Raw genomic sequence first — 15,751 nt, 5'->3', positions numbered from 1 at the left:
AATAAATACTATTGTCATGAAGTTTTTTTTACGGTATCATAAAAGATAAGGTTTGTTACTGGGCACGTATGCGTGAACAGCAACTAAGGTTTACAAGCGTTTAAAGAAGTGAAAAAACATCCGTTTTAAGGATGCGTTGTTCATAGATGGAGGAAAAGATGAAAGAGCGCTATAAAATCATCTATCAGGGCGGCGAGGGCGAGATTGTGGAGAAGAAGTCCCGCTTTATCGCGGAGATCCGCCCGGTGGAATCGGAAGAAGAGGCGACGGCATTTATTGCGGAAGTCAAGAAGAAATATTGGGATGCGAGACATCATTGTTCGGCATTTACGATCGGAGAAAATAACGAGGTGGCGCGCTGCAGCGACGACGGCGAACCGGCGCAGACGGCGGGACGCCCGATGCTGGATGTGCTGCTGGGACGTGAGCTTCACAATGTCTGTGCGGTCGTGACCCGGTACTTTGGCGGGACACTTTTAGGAACCGGCGGACTGGTGCGGGCATACGGCGGCGCGGTCCAGGAAGGTCTTAAAAACTGTGTGGTTCTGGAAAAATGCCTGGCTCGCAAATGGAAGGTCGGGACAGACTACAGCGGGCTTGGAAAGGTGCAGTACATTTTGGCAGAAGCAGAGCTGCCGATTCTGGACAGCGAGTACGGCGAGGGCGTGGATCTGACGATCCTGGTGCCGTTTGACCAGGCGGGAGCAGCGGAGAAGAAGCTCATAGAGGGCACAAATGGAAGATGCCGGATCGAAAAACTGGATGAAGTTTATTTTGGCATGGATGACGGAAAAATCATTTTATTGTAAAAAAAGATTGAATAATGGATAAAAAAATGCTAAAATAACAAGCTGTATTATTTTGTGGGCGGATCCTTTGCCAAAGACGAAACGGCAGGATGCTTGTCTGTGACAGAAAATAATTATTAATTAGTACATGTAATGAATCATCATAAGAAAAGAGAGTAAGCAGATATGAAAATGAAACGGGAAGATGTCAGAAACGTTGCAATTATCGCTCACGTTGACCACGGTAAAACGACGCTGGTAGACCAGCTGCTTCGCCAGAGCGGTGTATTCCGTGCCAATCAGGAAGTAGTCGATCGTGTCATGGACTCTAACGATATTGAGCGTGAGAGAGGTATCACGATTCTGTCCAAGAATACGGCTGTTAATTACAACGGCACCAAGATCAACATTATCGATACACCAGGACATGCGGACTTCGGCGGCGAGGTAGAGCGTGTTCTTAAGATGGTAAACGGCGTTATCCTTCTGGTAGACGCATATGAGGGCGCGATGCCGCAGACCAAATTCGTTCTGCGTAAAGCACTGGAACTGGATCTGCCGGTTATCGTATGTATCAATAAGATTGACCGTCCGGAAGCACGTCCGGAGGAGGTTGTGGACGAGGTTCTCGAACTTCTGATGGATCTGGATGCATCCGACGAGCAGCTTGACTGCCCGTTCTTGTATGCATCTGCACGTTCTGGATATGCAAAGAAGAACCTGGACGATCCGAATGTGGATATGAAGCCACTGTTCCAGACCATTCTGGATTACATCCCGGCGCCGGAGGGAGATCCGGATGCAGAGACACAGGTTCTGATCAGTACGATTGATTACAACGAGTATGTAGGGCGTATCGGCGTTGGTAAGATCGACAACGGTTACCTGAAAGTAAATCAGGACTGCGTCATCGTCAACCATCATGAGCCGGACAAGTTCCGCAAAGTTAAGATCGGTAAGCTCTATGAGTTTGAAGGTCTGAATAAAGTAGAAGTACAGGAAGCAAAGATCGGTTCGATCGTAGCGATTTCCGGTATCGCAGATATCCACATCGGTGATACCCTGTGTTCACCGGAGAAACCGGAGGCAATTCCGTTCCAGAAGATTTCTGAGCCGACCATTTCCATGGATTTCATGGTAAACGACAGCCCGTTGGCAGGTCAGGAAGGTAAATTCATCACTTCCCGCCACATCCGCGAGCGTCTGATGCGGGAGCTGAATACCGATGTCAGCCTGCGTGTAGAGGAGACAGACTCCGCTGACTGCTTCAAGGTATCTGGCCGTGGTGAGCTGCATCTATCCGTCCTGATTGAGAATATGCGCCGCGAGGGCTTTGAGTTCGCAGTCAGCAAGGCGGAGGTACTCTACAAATATGACGAGAGAAACCGCAAATTAGAGCCGATGGAGATCGCTTACGTCGACGTACCGGATGACTTTACCGGTGCTGTTATCCAGAAGTTGACCAGCCGTAAAGGCGAGCTGCAGGGCATGAGCCCGATCGGCGGCGGATACACAAGACTGGAGTTCTCGATTCCGTCCAGAGGTCTCATCGGCTACCGCGGCGAGTTCATGACCGATACAAAGGGAAATGGTATCTTAAACACCAGCTTTGACGGCTATGCACCGTTCAAGGGCGAATTAAGTTACCGCAAACAGGGATCCTTGATTGCATTTGAGGCAGGCGAGTCCATCACCTACGGTCTGTTCAATGCCCAGGAGCGCGGAACCCTGTTCATCGGACCGGGCGTTAAAGTTTACTCCGGCATGATTGTCGGACAGAGCGCAAAACCGGAAGACATCGAGTTAAACGTCTGCAAAACCAAAAAGCTGACAAACACCCGTTCTTCCAGCGCCGATGAAGCCCTCCGCCTTGTTCCGCCGAAAATCATGAGCCTGGAGCAGTGCCTCGACTACATCGATACCGATGAACTTCTCGAGATCACCCCGACCAGCTTACGAATCCGTAAAAAGATTCTTGATCCGACTCTGAGAAAGAGAGCGATGATCAGCCGTAAAAATAGCTAAATAATCGTAAAGTGGGAGCAGCCGCGCAAGCCAGCTGCTCCTTTTCGTATATTCAAGCGAGAGATATCCAGGAAACGACGCGCCCCGCCGTTTCCGTCCCTCTGCCGATCCCATTCCCTCTGTCGATTCATGTCCCCCACCCTGTCGAAATTTCCCCCTCACTTCTTCTTCTAAAACGGTCATTCCCCTCATACATATATACAGTAAGAAGCAGGACTCCAAGAACCTGCCGTGAAAAACTGCAAAAAAGAAGAGGAGAGAGATACTATGTCGGAAAAAATGATTGAAAACAACAAGGTTAGCGTGATTGGTGAGGTCGTATCGGAATTTACATTCAGCCACGAAGTATTCGGGGAAGGATTTTATATCGCAGACCTGGCAGTCAGCCGTCTGAGCGATCAGGTGGACGTGATTCCACTCATGATTTCAGAACGGCTTCTGGATGTATCGAAAGACTACCGCGGAATGACGATGGAGGCGATCGGCCAGTTCCGTTCCTACAACCGTCATGAGGGCGCGAAAAACCGTCTGGTGCTGTCTGTGTTTGTCCGTGAGATTCATTTCCTGGAAGAATTTACGGATTACACCAAAACCAACCAGATTTTTCTGGAAGGCTATATCTGCAAGGAGCCGATCTACCGGAAAACACCGCTGGGACGCGAGATTGCCGATATGCTGCTGGCGGTCAACCGTCCGTATGGAAAATCCGATTACATACCGTGTATTGCGTGGGGCAGAAATGCCCGCTATGCGTCCGGATTTGGCGTGGGAAGCCACGTGTGCGTGTGGGGGCGCGTGCAGAGCCGTGAATATACGAAGAAGCTGAGCGAGACAGAGTGCGAGAAACGTGTGGCATACGAGGTGTCGGTCAGCAAGCTGGAGTGCGTGGAAGAATAGGATAGGTTTAGGATGTTACAGCAAAGTTTGAAGCCGGTTATGCAATCTATAGGGCATGATAAATGGCTGGTTTTGCCATAGCTTGCCAAAACAGATAAAATATGCTAGAATAAGGCAGCTTACAGAATTCGTAAAACGATTATTGGATGGATAGAAATAAAACACACAGGTCTGTGTGTAAAAAGACATCAGGAAAGACAGTCTGTGCGCCAGCGCAGCGGGAGGCACAGAAAGAGGAGAGGGAAATGAAAAAGGGGAAAGTTCATATCATCTTCGGCACCGGGATGGGAAAAACAGCGATGGCACTGGGACGTGGTGTCAGTGCAGCCATGCACGGCCGGAAGGTAATTATGATACAATTCTTAAAGGGAGTGCTGAGCCATGAGACAGCAGATGGGTTAAAACAGCTGGAGCCGGCATTTAAAGTATTCCGATTTGAAAAACAGAATGAGTATTATGAAAATCTCTCTGAAGAAGGCAAAAAGGAAGAGCTCTGCAATATCCAGAATGGGTATAATTTTGCAAAAAAAGTACTCTGTACCGGCGAATGCGATATGCTGATTCTGGATGAATTTCTTGGGGTGTTAGATCAGAAACTGGTCGGAGACGATGCTCTGGAAACACTGCTGGCAGCGCGCGAGGAGAATGTCGATCTGATTCTGACCGGAAAAGTATGTCCGGCTGGGGCAGAGGAGCATGCAGACGAGGTGACGCGTCTGGAATGCCTGAAGCCGTCAAACGATCATGCGTGCATGAACGGTTGACAAGTATTCAAAGTAATGCTAAGATAGAAAAAACAAGTAGAGGTTGCGTTGATTATCAGTAAGCGGTCGGATGCGGCAGGTGCAGGAGAAGACAGCTGAAAGGATGATACGCCGAAGGGCTGCGGCGCCTGTATCTGCAGTTCCTGGGTGCAGGATGAAGAATTCTGTAACTGTCATCGACAGATGGGGAGCTACTGGGAGTTTGGATTTGAATTCATAGAGCTGGCCGTCGTGCCAGCTTTTTGTACGCTCAGGACCGACAGGCTGCAAACATTCGTTTGAAGCGGGGACAGAAACGGACTCTGGAATAGAAACTCAGCCATCGTGCAAAAGAATAAGGAGGAAACAAAATGTCTATTTTTGAAGGAGCAGGCGTAGCGCTGGTAACGCCATTTCATGAGGATGGAAGCGTAAATTATGAGAAACTGGAGCAGATCGTAGAAGAACAGATCGCTGGCGGCACAGACTGTATTATCGCCTGCGGTACGACCGGCGAGGCGGCTACATTAAGCCATGAGGAGCACATCGAGGTGATCCGTTTCGTATGCCAGGTCGTAAATAAGAGAATCCCGGTTGTAGCAGGAACCGGTTCCAACTGCACAGAGACAGCGGTATATCTGTCTACCGAAGCGAAAAAGGCAGGCGCAGACGGACTTCTGCTCGTATCCCCGTATTACAATAAATCAACCCAGAAGGGTTTAAAGGTTCATTTCTCAGAGGTCGCAAAGGCAGTTGATCTTCCAATCCTTCTGTACAATGTACCGAGCCGTACCGGCGTCAATATCACCCCGGAGACGATCGTGGCACTGTGCAAGGAATATGAGAACATCGTCGGTGTCAAAGAAGCAAGCGGCAATTTCTCCGCGATCGCACAGATTGCAAGCCTGTCAGGCGGATCAGTTGATATTTACTCCGGCAACGACGACCAGACGGTTCCGATGATGGCACTGGGCGCAAAGGGCGTTATCTCCGTATTATCCAACGTGGCACCGCGTCAGGTACATGATATGTGCGCGGCATTCAAGGCTGGCGATGTAGCGAAGGCAAGACAGATGCAGATAGATGCAATTCCACTGATTGAGGCGCTGTTCTGCGAGGTAAACCCGATTCCGGTTAAGGAAGCGATGAACATGATGGGCGAGGAAGTGGGTCCGTTCCGCAAACCATTAGTGGATATGGAACCGGCAAACCGCGATCGTCTGAGAAGAGAACTGGTAAATTACGGAATCAGCCTGAAAGAGTGATTCGTTCATTTTTCAAAAACGCAAAGCGGCAGAGACAGCCGCAGCTGACGGATGACAGAAAGAAGTAGTCCGCTTCCGAACGAGAACAAAGCTTTTGGGGCGGGAAAGAGAAAAGGAAAAGAGGAAGATTCAGATGGTACGAGCAATTATGCATGGCTGCAACGGTGCGATGGGTCAGGTTATTTCCGGAATTGCAGAAAAAGATGAGGAAATTTCGATTGTTGCCGGAATTGATATGAGAACCGAGCAGAAGAGTGATTATCCAGTATTTGCTTCTCTGAAGGACTGTGATGTGGAAGCGGATGTTGTGATTGATTTTTCCAATGCAGCAGCTGTCGATGAACTTCTCGACTGGTGTGCAGAGAAGAAAATGCCGGTTGTTCTGTGTACGACAGGACTTTCCGAGGTACAGCTGGCAAAGGTAGAAGAGACAGCAGAGAAGACAGCGGTTCTTCGCTCTGCAAATATGTCTCTTGGTATCAATATGCTCTTAAAGCTTCTGAAAGAAGCAGCGCAGATTCTGGCTCCGGCTGGATTTGATATTGAGATTCTGGAGAAACACCACAATCAGAAGGTGGATGCTCCGAGCGGTACGGCAATTGCGCTGGCAGATTCGATCAACGAGGCGATGGGCAATACATACCATTACAAATACGATCGTTCCGCTACACGTGAGAAACGTGATGCGAAGGAGATCGGTATTCAGGCGATCCGCGGCGGCACAATCGTAGGTGAACACGATGTCATTTTCGCCGGTCAGGATGAGGTGATTACCTTTAATCATACGGCCTACTCCAAGGCGATTTTCGCAAAGGGTGCGGTACAGGCAGCTAAGTTTCTGGCAGGAAAGCCGGAAGGACGGTATGATATGGCGGATGTGATCGGTTAAGAGATTTTATACAGATGTGAAAATGGAACCCCGGCTGTGAGTAAGTTTATCCACTCACAGCCGGGTTTTTCATTTCTGGAACTTTTCCCGCCCTTGTGTTTGTGGATGAAAGCTTCTGAAAATCAATTTGTCAAGGTTAGTGTATCATTTTTTTACATCTTGTGTAAAAAAATGACATCTTGTGCAGTGTGAATTGTAGAAAAATAAAACAAATGATAAGATGAATACAACAAGAAAAGCTTGAAATCGTGAAAAAGAAGAAAAACTCCAGAATTAAAAATAAAAAATACACGAAAGACAGCTTTTCGATTAATAAAAATACGAGGAGGTATGAGGATGAGAAAACGCAAATGGATGAAGTTGGGTGCCTGCGCACTCAGTGCCGTTTTGATCATGGGCTTGTATGCCGGACCGGCTTTTGCCGAATGGATAGGTACAGGAAGTGCAAGAGCCTACATCCTAAACGGACAGGTGCAGACAGGCTGGCAGCAGATCGATGGAAAATGGTATTACCTGAATGAACAGGGAGCACCGCAGATCGGCTGGGTAAAAGACGGGGACAAACAGTATTTCTGTACGGCGTCGGGGGAAATGGTCAGCGGTGTCGTCTGGATCAATGGAAAAACCTATTATTTTGGCACACCAGACAGTGGAGAGATGGCAACGGGTGTTGTCAGTATCAACGGAATTCCTTATACGTTTGAAAACGATGGCACATCGTTCGGCGGCCGCAAGCCGAGACCGGCGAGAAGCTTTGAGGTAAAAGTGGCAGAAGACGGAACGATGACCATCTTAGAGACGACCAATGCCGATACACCGAAGCTGAATTCCAGAACATCCAAAGAACGCAGACATTCTGGAGGCGGCGGTGGAAGTGAAACGCCAAGTGTGGTACCGAGTGATGCACCGGCGACGAAAGAACCGACCGAAAACCCGACGTCGACCGTGAAACCGACCCAGCCGGAAGAGACGGAAGGGGATACAACAACGGAGCCGCCGCAGCCAACAACGGAGCCGTCGCAGCCAACAACGGAGCCGTCGCAGCCAACAACGGAGCCGCCGCAGCCAACAACGCAGCCAACAGATCCGTGATCAATCTGAAACTAAGAGTACGAAGTGAAAATAATCGGCCAAGTTCAGATTTGGGACGATTACAAACATTAATGAGCTGTAACTGTTCAGTACCTTCACAGTTACAATAATCTATATTTTAACCTTGTTTTTGCTCTCCTGCATATAGGATGATGGAAACAGATTCATATACTCTCGAGCTCTTTCCTGCGTGTGTGCAGGGAGGAGCCCGGGAGTATATAAGTTAGAGCGATGAGAAAGAAACGGCGTGTCTGAGGGGAGTGCCACTGAAATGGAGCACTTAAAAAGTCGTTAAAGGAGGTGCCAGAATGAAATCAGCTTACTGTATCGCCATTACGGCGTGCCTGACTGTCATCTGGCTGTATGAGGAAAAGAAAAAGCGGAGGATGGCGGGAAAGCTTTGCTGGAAAGCAGCGGCCGGGTATCTGATTACGCGCTTTGTATTCTTTGCCATTTCTAATCAGGAGGTTCATGGCTTCCTGGAAGTCATGGCAATGGATCTGGTGACAGCCGGACTTTTATATATTTTGTCCGGGAAAAACGGAAGCCGGGAATCAGCGTGGGAATGCCTGTATCTTTATATCTGGAATCCGATCCCGGTATTATCTGTTCTTTCACAGGGCAAAAAGCGGATGCTTTTTATCTGGCTGGCGGTATTGATTCTTTTCATGGGCAGTTCGTGGATAGAGCGCTTCAGAGCGCGCCTTGGAATAGAAAGATTCAAAAAAATTGAAATTCTTCTCACGGCTGCGGGAACTGGCATACTCTGGGCGCGGGATATCACCGGAGAGCGCTTCGGACAGTGCAGTCCGGGAGATGAATTTTATCCGCTGATGCTGATGTTTTTTGCGGTACTGGGTGTGGGAACCTGTGTATATGGAATCGCTTCTTATGTTGGAATAATACATGAAAAATGTCAAATTCCTGAATCGAAAGTCGAGCTGGATGAAGCAAAAGCGGCACGCTGCGTATCAAAACGAATGACGGGGAGTGAAAAAATAGATGCCGGGAAGAGCTTGGGAATAAAATCCTGTGAAAAGAACACAGAGTCGGAAAAGACTGGCGCGCCCTGGTCCGGCCGTGACTGGTGTATGGCAGCAGGATTGACAGTTCTCTTTGCTGTGATGGCATTTGTGAATCTTGGAAGCATGAAGGCGCCGCAGACTGCGTATGAATTTGAAAAAAATGATAGCCACGGAAATGAGATGGTGCTTCGGTTTGATGGAAGTGTGACTATCTCAGAGGCACAGGTTTATCTGGGTGGAAAGGAGAAGAGACATTTTGTATGCTCGGTTCCGAATGCCGAGGGAGATGGTTGGGATGCCATCGGGGAAGAGACAGAATTGTTATCTGTATACTGCTGGAATCCAGTGGAAATTCATTACCGCACTTACGAACTAGGGATCGTGTCGATGGATGAGAGTGCAGAGGTTCTGGAAATCGTTCTTCTGGATCCGGATGGAAATCCGATCCTTCCATCCAATGCAGATGATTATCCAGAGGCATTTGATGAGCAAGAATTGTTTCCGGCGGATACAACCTATGAATACCAAAGTATGTTTGATGAGGTTTACCATGCCAGAACGGCAAATGAGATAGTAGAAGGGCGTACAATTTATGAGACAACGCACCCACCGCTTGGAAAATGGTGGATGAGTCTGGGAATCCGCGTATTTGGAATGACGCCGTTTGGATGGCGGTGTGTATGCGCTCTGTTTGGCATCCTGATGGTGCCGGTCAGCTATGCGTTTATGCGGAAAATCAGCCGGAGTACATGGATTGCCTCATTTGCAGCACTGTTGATAGTCTTTGATTTCATGCACTTTACATTGTCAAGAATCGGAACCATTGATGTGATAGTGGGATTTTTTATCCTGCTTACCTTTTATCTGATGTATCTGGTGCTGGATGACCTGAAAATGGGATGCAGCTGGAAAACGGTGTGTCTGATGATTTTAAATGGCATGGCAGCTGGAGCGGCGATGGCATCGAAGTGGACAGGGGTATATGCCTGCGCGGGGATTGCAGTCCTCCTTTTTACATTTTTGTTCCAGGAATATGGGACAGCTGCGGCACGGACCAGAAAGGGAATGTCTGGACAGGCGGCGATAAGTTACCTGGCGGGGCTGTCTGTCATCTGTATCGCTGCATACATTTTGATTCCGGCAGTGATTTACGTTGCATCCTATCTTTCTTATGGAAATGATATGGGAAATGGAAATGTTTTCCAGACTATGTGGGAAAATCAGCAGCTTATGCTTCATTACCATGAGAAAACGGTGTTTGAACATCCATATGCCTCTGAATGGTATGAGTGGGCCTGGATTAAACGACCGCTTCTGGATGCATACACGTCGCTTAAGTCCGGTAAAATCAGTGTGGTTTCAACTTTTGGAAACCCGGTAATCTGGTGGTCGGCAATTCCGGCGCTATTTTATACTATATACCTGTGGCAGATTCGACAGGATAAAATAGCGGGATATCTGTGCATTTCCTATGCTTCTATGCTGTTTCCGTGGTTATTTATCCACAGAACCGTGTTTATCTATCAGTATTTTGCGTGCAGTATGATACAGATTTTAATGCTGGGAAATTGTCTGCATTTTTTCTGGGAAAGAGATCCGAAACGAACCAGGAAAGCAGCGTTGCTGTATCTTGCAGCAGTGATCGGCGCGTTCCTTCTTTTCTATCCGGTGCTGTCTGGATATCCGGTAAAACAGGAATTTGCCGAGCAGTGGCTGGAATGGCTGGAAGGTTGGGTGTTGTCATGAAAGAAAAAAAGAGAGACTGGGCGATCAGCGCTGGCTTTCTGGGGGTGCTTTTGACGGCTTATGTGATAAATTATAGATTTGGTTTTCTGGAAATTCTTGATTTTCATATCGAGAAAGTAAAGAAAGCATACCCAGCTTATTTTGGCACCTATGACAGGATGGGTGAATTGACTGCATGGTTGAATAAAATCGAAAATCTGTTCTGCATCGGACGGAATGGACAGCATCGCTACAATAACATGGATCATTCGATGATGACAGCATTTTGTGCAGTGGATCTCCTTCTGGCGGGAAGTGCGGATAAGGAGCATATCTGGAGTGTGAATACAGAAAAAGCGTATCATGAGAAAAAATAAACTGCCTAAAAACCACAACTTTCAGTTCGGAAAAGCCCTGCCTGTGAGCCGCATCATCTTTACAGATTTTTTTCTATTTGTTATAGTAAAAATGGAGAGGCACCTGCGGGAGGAATGCAGATGTCAGAGAAACATAGAAATGCACAAAAATCAATGCCGCAAAGCAGAAAGCTGTTTAAATATCAAAAACGGAAGATTCGCCGCTATCTGAAACGCGTCCGCTGGCGGAGGAAGCGGAGGCAGAGGTATTTTCTGTATGGACTTGCACTGGCTGTATCCATGTACCTGGCGAGTATATGGAAGATGCGGGAACGGATCTGGTCGATCCGAGAGATGGATGTGATCGAGTATGAACTGCCGGAGGGGGAAAGAGCAGAGAATGGGGCGGAGGAAGCGCCTGCAGACTGGCAGGAGAAGAGAACAGTTGAACGGGAAAATGCCGGGGAAACATACGGAGCAACAGAAAAAACGGGAACTTCCACGAAAATCCGTCTGCATCTGAAGACCGGAGAGCTGGAAATCGTGCACGAACGGGTGGAATCAGAAGGAGAGTGACTGTTTGCGGGTAGGCACTTTTGGAACCGAAAGTGTCGTAAGAAAACGTGGTGGCAGCAGGAATTTGCCGTATTTAAATGCGGAGCTACGGCAAATTCCGTTACTGGGCACGTATGCGTGAACAGTAACCAGGAACGAAAGAGCCGCAGCTGGAACAGCGAAAAGTGATTGATTTTGAAAAGTGCCTGTATTATAATTTGCAGGTAGGATATTGAGAAAAAGTGTCGGTGACGCCTTCAAATGGCTGCGAAAGAGACTATTTTCCATACCCTGAAAAAAGAAAGCGAGGTAAATTAGCCATGTACGACAGATATGTAAGCCCTCTTTCCGAGCGCTATGCAAGCAAGGAGATGCAGTATATTTTCTCTCCGGACAAGAAGTTCCGCACCTGGAGAAGACTTTGGATTGCGCTGGCAGAGACGGAGAAGGAGCTTGGCCTTCCGATTACGCAGGAGCAGATCGATGAATTGAAAGCACATAAGGATGAAATCAATTTTGATGTTGCTAAAGAGCGTGAGAAACTGGTGCGCCACGATGTTATGTCTCATGTGTATGCGTACGGCGTACAGTGCCCGACTGCAAAAGGAATCATCCATCTGGGTGCAACTTCCTGCTACGTAGGAGATAACACCGATATCATCATTATGACAGAAGCCCTGAAGCTGGTACGTAAGAAACTGATCAGTGTTCTGGATGAGCTGGCTAAATTTGCTGATAAATATAAAGCACAGCCGACCCTGGCATTTACCCATTTCCAGCCGGCACAGCCGACCACCGTCGGCAAGCGTGCAACTCTGTGGATGATGGAGCTCAAGCAGGATCTGGATGATCTGGATTATGTGCTTGGATCCTTACGTCTCCTTGGCTCCAAGGGAACAACCGGTACACAGGCAAGCTTCCTGGAGCTCTTTGATGGGGATCATGCAAAGTGCCGCAAGGTAGATCAGATGATCGCGGAGAAGATGGGCTTTGATGGCTGCTATCCGGTATCCGGACAGACCTATTCCCGTAAGCAGGATACACGTGTATTAAATGTTCTTGCCGGTATTGCACAGAGTGCCCATAAATTCTCCAACGATATCCGTCTTCTTCAGCATCTGAAAGAAGTAGAAGAGCCTTTCGAGAAGAATCAGATCGGTTCCTCCGCTATGGCATATAAGAGAAATCCTATGAGAAGCGAGCGTATGGCTTCCCTGGCTAACTACGTGATGGCAGACGTGATGAACCCGATGCTGGTTGCATCTACCCAGTGGTTTGAGCGTACATTGGATGATTCTGCGAACAAGCGTCTGAGTGTTCCGGAAGGCTTCCTTGCAATTGATGGTATTCTGGATCTGTACCTGAATGTCGTTGACGGTCTGGTTGTATATCCGAAGGTTATCGAGAAACACATGATGGCAGAGCTTCCGTTCATGGCAACCGAGAATATCATGATGGATGCAGTAAAGGCAGGCGGTGACCGTCAGGAACTGCATGAGAAGATCCGTACTCTGTCGATGGAAGCTGGAAAGAATGTGAAAGAGAAAGGTCTGGATAACAACCTTCTCGAGCTGATTGCAGCGGATCCGGCGTTTAATCTGTCCTTAGATGACCTGAAAGCAGCGATGAAACCGGAGCGCTACACCGGCCGTGCAAAAGAGCAGGTAGATGAGTTCTTGGCAGAGGTAATCCAGCCGATTCTGGATGCAAATAAAGAAGATCTGGGCGTGAAAGCAGAGATTAATGTCTAAACAGGATTTACATGGAAGTGTGAATCTGGAGTATTACCGGGTATTTTGCAGCGTGTGCGAATGCGGCGGCATCACGGCGGCCGCAGAGGCACTCTGCATTTCCCAGCCGGCGGTCAGCCAGGCGGTCCGACAACTGGAGACCGCGCTTGGCTGCCGCCTTTTTTTGCGGACATCCCGCGGCGTGAAGCTGACGAGCGAGGGAGAATTGCTTCTGTCGTATGTCAGACGGGGAATTGATGCGATACAGGACGGGGAGACGATGCTGCGGCGTATGAAGGACCTGGAAACGGGCGAGATTCGCATTGGCGCGAGCGATATGACACTTCAGTTTTATCTGCTTCCATATCTGGAACAATTTCATGAGCAGTATCCGAATATCAAGGTGACGGTTTCAAACGGTCCGACGCCCGAGACCCTTGAAGCACTCTATCAGGGACACATTGATTTCGGTATTGTCAGCACACCTTTTGAGACCAAGCAGGCGGTAAAGAGTCTTCCGGTTCGAGAGATCCGCAATGTGTTTATAGCCGGACCCAAATACGCAGCCCAGTTAAAGGGCAGAAAACTTTCATATAAAGAGCTGTTGAACTGCCCCTGCATCTTCCTGGAGCGCAATACCAGTACGCGCCGCTTTATGGATGAGTTTCTGGCAAAGCGCGGGGTTCGGCTGGAGCCGGAGTTTGAACTGGCCACCAGTGAGATGATTGTCCAGTTTGTTAAGCGGAATCTGGGAATCGGCTGTCTTATGTCGGATTTTGCATCGGAGTCTCTTGGAAATGGGGATGTTTTTGCGTTGGAATTTGACGAAGAGATGCCATCCCGTGAGTTTTGTCTGGTGGCAGCTGAGAAAGCCTGGATGTCCCCAGCGGCTGTGAAGCTTTTTAAGCAGCTGGCGAAGGTAACCACATGAGAAAAATAGGAGCTGCAAAGTAGCGGTTTTTCAAATCACATTGCCTGGCATATGTGTGAGCATCAATAGTATAAGTGTTAATTATGTAGCTTATAAATAATATTGATTTTACTTATATAGAAAAGTTGTGTATGATTATACAGTAAGAAGGCATGATCGTTTTTCGAACATGCCAAAAAGTATTTATATTCTTCTGAGGGAGGAAAATTCATGGTACGAGCAATAGTAGGAGCTAACTGGGGAGACGAAGGCAAGGGTAAGATTACCGATATGCTTGCTAAGGAATCCGACATCATTATCCGTTTTCAGGGAGGAAGCAACGCAGGTCATACGATTATCAACAATTATGGCCGTTTCGCACTTCACCTTCTGCCGTCCGGTGTATTTTACGGACACACAACCAGCATCATTGGCAATGGTGTGGCATTAAACATTCCATTCCTGGTAAAAGAGCTGGAAAGTCTGGTATCTCAGGGTGTTCCGATGCCGCATATTCTGGTATCGGACCGCGCACAGATCCTGATGCCGTACCATGTTCTGTTTGATACGTATGAGGAAGAGCGTCTGGGCGGCAAGTCCTTCGGTTCCACCAAGTCCGGTATCGCGCCGTTCTACTCTGACAAATACGCGAAGATTGGTTTCCAGGTCAGCGAACTGTTCGAGGACGAGGCAGCTCTGAAAGATAAAGTACAGCGTGTCTGCGAGACAAAGAATGTCCTGTTAGAGCATCTGTACCACAAACCGCTGCTGAACCCGGATGAGGTTCTGGCAGAGCTGATGGAATACAAGAAGATGGTAGAGCCGTATGTATGCGATGTATCTGCATATCTGCATGACGCGATCAAAGAGGGTAAAAACATCCTTCTTGAGGGTCAGTTAGGTTCCCTGAAAGACCCGGATCACGGTATTTACCCGATGGTTACTTCTTCTTCGACTCTGGCAGCTTACGGCGCTATCGGCGCAGGTATTCCGCCGTATGAGATCAAAGAGATCACAACCGTTGTAAAGGCATACTCCAGTGCAGTCGGCGCAGGTGCATTTGTCAGCGAGATCTTCGGTGATGAGGCAGATGAGCTTCGTCGTCGTGGCGGTGATAAGGGTGAGTTCGGTGCAACCACCGGACGTCCGAGACGTGTGGGCTGGTTCGACGCAGTAGCAAGCCGTTACGGCTGCCGTATCCAGGGTTCAACCGAAGTGGCTCTGACCGTTCTGGATGTTCTGGGATATCTGGACGAGATCCCGATCTGCGTTGGCTACGAGATCGACGGCGAAGTTGTCAAAGACTTCCCGGTAACCTACAAGCTGGAGAAAGCAAAACCGGTTCTGAAGACACTTCCGGGCTGGAAATGTGATATCCGCGGAATCAAGAAATACGAAGATCTCCCGGCAGAGTGCCGCAACTACATCGAGACGATCGAGGCAGAGCTTGGCGTACCGGTAACCATGGTATCCAATGGTCCGGGACGTGATGAGATCATTATGAGAAAGTAACTTTATAGAATCAATTTCAGCGGCGGTCCTGCATGATGAGTGCAGACCGCCGCTATTTTTGTGTAATAGGAAATTCCTTGGAATTCTCTATTACACAAAAAGGCACATTCTTTTTAAAGTTTATTCTGAAATCAGCCAGTCAATTAAATTTTTAGATTTTATGCCATCATAGGAAGAGTCCATTCTGGGATTCAAGGAAAGGACGATTTTTTCGTAATTGTCATTGATTTTTTGAAGAG

The 15,751-nt window shown here is 48.2% G+C and carries 13 protein-coding genes and 1 riboswitch; all 13 genes read left to right on the top strand.

Annotation, left to right across the window (positions count from 1 at the left end):
- The first annotated feature begins 146 nt into the window (after positions 1-146).
- The 13 genes from DWY89_RS05655 (at position 147) to DWY89_RS05595 (ending at position 15,512) form a co-directional block, all read left to right on the top strand.
- Positions 147-809, top strand: coding sequence for a YigZ family protein (locus tag DWY89_RS05655; RefSeq protein WP_333491451.1), 663 nt, complete (start codon positions 147-149; stop codon positions 807-809).
- A 165-nt stretch (positions 810-974) separates the two neighbouring features.
- Positions 975-2,813 (top strand): translational GTPase TypA, encoded by a 1,839-nt coding sequence (gene typA, locus DWY89_RS05650; RefSeq protein WP_117795171.1) that lies wholly within the window; start codon positions 975-977, stop codon positions 2,811-2,813.
- 267 nt (positions 2,814-3,080) lie between these two features.
- Positions 3,081-3,710: a single-stranded DNA-binding protein gene (locus DWY89_RS05645; protein WP_022359532.1), complete on the top strand. Its 630-nt coding sequence runs from the start codon at positions 3,081-3,083 to the stop codon at positions 3,708-3,710.
- A gap of 245 nt (positions 3,711-3,955) precedes the next feature.
- Positions 3,956-4,474, top strand: a complete 519-nt coding sequence (locus DWY89_RS05640) for a cob(I)yrinic acid a,c-diamide adenosyltransferase (protein WP_022359533.1) — start codon at positions 3,956-3,958, stop codon at positions 4,472-4,474.
- 29 nt (positions 4,475-4,503) lie between these two features.
- A riboswitch (Lysine riboswitch) is annotated at positions 4,504-4,676 on the top strand.
- A 148-nt stretch (positions 4,677-4,824) separates the two neighbouring features.
- Positions 4,825-5,718 carry a 4-hydroxy-tetrahydrodipicolinate synthase gene (dapA, locus tag DWY89_RS05635; RefSeq protein ID WP_118467484.1) on the top strand — a complete coding sequence of 298 codons (894 nt, stop codon included), beginning with the start codon at positions 4,825-4,827 and terminating at the stop codon, positions 5,716-5,718.
- 133 nt (positions 5,719-5,851) lie between these two features.
- Complete coding sequence (dapB, locus tag DWY89_RS05630) at positions 5,852-6,607, top strand: 4-hydroxy-tetrahydrodipicolinate reductase (RefSeq protein WP_118523776.1); 756 nt, start codon at positions 5,852-5,854, stop codon at positions 6,605-6,607.
- Positions 6,608-6,943: 336 nt separating this feature from the next.
- Entirely contained in the window at positions 6,944-7,699 is a 756-nt protein-coding gene (locus DWY89_RS05625) for a hypothetical protein (RefSeq protein WP_182434504.1), read from the top strand.
- A gap of 308 nt (positions 7,700-8,007) precedes the next feature.
- Entirely contained in the window at positions 8,008-10,470 is a 2,463-nt protein-coding gene (locus DWY89_RS05620) for a phospholipid carrier-dependent glycosyltransferase (protein WP_118524477.1), read from the top strand.
- Positions 10,443-10,826, top strand: coding sequence for a hypothetical protein (locus DWY89_RS05615; RefSeq protein ID WP_147341916.1), 384 nt, complete (start codon positions 10,443-10,445; stop codon positions 10,824-10,826). Before DWY89_RS05620 ends, DWY89_RS05615 begins: the two co-directional genes overlap by 28 nt.
- 120 nt (positions 10,827-10,946) lie before the next feature.
- Entirely contained in the window at positions 10,947-11,381 is a 435-nt protein-coding gene (locus DWY89_RS05610; RefSeq protein ID WP_117795179.1) for a hypothetical protein, read from the top strand.
- 299 nt (positions 11,382-11,680) lie between these two features.
- On the top strand, positions 11,681-13,111 hold the full coding sequence (gene purB / locus DWY89_RS05605; protein ID WP_107001528.1) for an adenylosuccinate lyase: 1,431 nt from the start codon (positions 11,681-11,683) through the stop codon (positions 13,109-13,111).
- Complete coding sequence (locus DWY89_RS05600; RefSeq protein ID WP_118523779.1) at positions 13,104-14,021, top strand: LysR family transcriptional regulator; 918 nt, start codon at positions 13,104-13,106, stop codon at positions 14,019-14,021. The genes purB and DWY89_RS05600 overlap by 8 nt, the downstream gene beginning before the upstream one ends.
- A gap of 210 nt (positions 14,022-14,231) precedes the next feature.
- Positions 14,232-15,512, top strand: coding sequence for an adenylosuccinate synthase (locus tag DWY89_RS05595; RefSeq protein WP_118467494.1), 1,281 nt, complete (start codon positions 14,232-14,234; stop codon positions 15,510-15,512).
- Positions 15,513-15,751 lie beyond the last annotated feature (239 nt).

It is taken from the genome of Clostridium sp. AF27-5AA (assembly GCF_003478415.1).
Lineage (GTDB): Bacteria > Bacillota > Clostridia > Lachnospirales > Lachnospiraceae > Otoolea > Otoolea fessa.
The sequence above is the reverse complement of the archived record's forward strand: the minus strand, read 5'-3'. Positions and strand labels throughout refer to the sequence as shown.

Coding starts and splice junctions, on each gene's coding strand:
- dapB (WP_118523776.1), top strand. CDS start 5,852: ATGGTACGAGCAATTATGCATGGCTGCAACGGTGCGATGGGTCAGGTT.
- typA (WP_117795171.1), top strand. CDS start 975: ATGAAAATGAAACGGGAAGATGTCAGAAACGTTGCAATTATCGCTCAC.
- DWY89_RS05595 (WP_118467494.1), top strand. CDS start 14,232: ATGGTACGAGCAATAGTAGGAGCTAACTGGGGAGACGAAGGCAAGGGT.
- purB (WP_107001528.1), top strand. CDS start 11,681: ATGTACGACAGATATGTAAGCCCTCTTTCCGAGCGCTATGCAAGCAAG.
- dapA (WP_118467484.1), top strand. CDS start 4,825: ATGTCTATTTTTGAAGGAGCAGGCGTAGCGCTGGTAACGCCATTTCAT.
- DWY89_RS05645 (WP_022359532.1), top strand. CDS start 3,081: ATGTCGGAAAAAATGATTGAAAACAACAAGGTTAGCGTGATTGGTGAG.
- DWY89_RS05615 (WP_147341916.1), top strand. CDS start 10,443: ATGGCTGGAAGGTTGGGTGTTGTCATGAAAGAAAAAAAGAGAGACTGG.
- DWY89_RS05625 (WP_182434504.1), top strand. CDS start 6,944: ATGAGAAAACGCAAATGGATGAAGTTGGGTGCCTGCGCACTCAGTGCC.
- DWY89_RS05620 (WP_118524477.1), top strand. CDS start 8,008: ATGAAATCAGCTTACTGTATCGCCATTACGGCGTGCCTGACTGTCATC.
- DWY89_RS05600 (WP_118523779.1), top strand. CDS start 13,104: ATGTCTAAACAGGATTTACATGGAAGTGTGAATCTGGAGTATTACCGG.
- DWY89_RS05640 (WP_022359533.1), top strand. CDS start 3,956: ATGAAAAAGGGGAAAGTTCATATCATCTTCGGCACCGGGATGGGAAAA.
- DWY89_RS05655 (WP_333491451.1), top strand. CDS start 147: ATGGAGGAAAAGATGAAAGAGCGCTATAAAATCATCTATCAGGGCGGC.
- DWY89_RS05610 (WP_117795179.1), top strand. CDS start 10,947: ATGTCAGAGAAACATAGAAATGCACAAAAATCAATGCCGCAAAGCAGA.